Annotated in this window: 1 protein-coding gene; it reads left to right on the forward strand. The window is 66.6% G+C overall.

Annotated elements, in window-relative coordinates; all coding sequences use genetic code 11:
- The coding region (tnpC, locus tag V8324_RS22125) for an IS66 family transposase (protein ID WP_336422027.1) at positions 1-791 on the forward strand (791 nt) is incomplete at its 5' end.
- Between the last annotated feature and the right edge of the window lie 29 nt (positions 792-820).

The raw sequence follows: 820 nt of genomic DNA on the forward strand, positions 1-820 counted from the left end.
ACCCCGGCCGCGGCCGCACCAAGACAGGCTACCTATGGGCGCTGGCGCGTGACGACCGCAGGTGGGGCGGCGCTGACCCGCCCGGCGTGGTGTTCTTTTACGCCCCGGGTCGGGGCGGGCAGAACGCCGAAACCTTTCTGACGGGCTTCGACGGGATCCTACAACTGGACGGGTATACGGGCTACAATCGCCTCACACGCCCCTCCCGCAAGGGCGGCAACCCGATCCGCGTGGCCCATTGCTGGGCGCACGCCCGCCGCAAGCTGAAGGAGGTCTTCGACCGCGACGGCTCCGAGATCGCCGCCGAGGGTCTGCGCCGCATCGCCGAGCTCTACAAGGTCGAGGCCGACATCCGCGGCGTCGACCCAGGTCAACGCCTCTCGGCCCGGCAGGCACGAACGGCCCCGCTGGTGGCGGCGTTCGGCGACTGGCTACAGGAACAGCGGCTTCGGGTCTCGGCCAAGTCCCGCCTCGGCGAGAAGCTGGCCTATATCCATCGCCACTGGGACGGACTGCAGACCTTCCTCCATGACGGCCGCGTCGAGATCGATTCAAACGGCGTCGAAAATCTGATCCGCCCGATCGCACTGAACAGGAAAAATGCGTTGTTCGCCGGTCACGACGAGGGCGGCAAGGCCTGGGGCCGCATCGCGTCGTTGATCGAAACCGCAAAGATCAACGGCGTCGAGCCCTTCGCCTATCTCAAGGCCACGCTCGAGGCCATCGCCGCCGGCCATCCGAAAAACCGGATCGACGAACTCCTCCCTTGGAACTTCCAGACGTCAAGCTGAAAAGCCCGTGGGGCCCAGCTGGCGCTTAC

The organism is Roseovarius sp. D22-M7 (assembly GCF_037083785.1).
Taxonomy (GTDB): domain Bacteria; phylum Pseudomonadota; class Alphaproteobacteria; order Rhodobacterales; family Rhodobacteraceae; genus Roseovarius.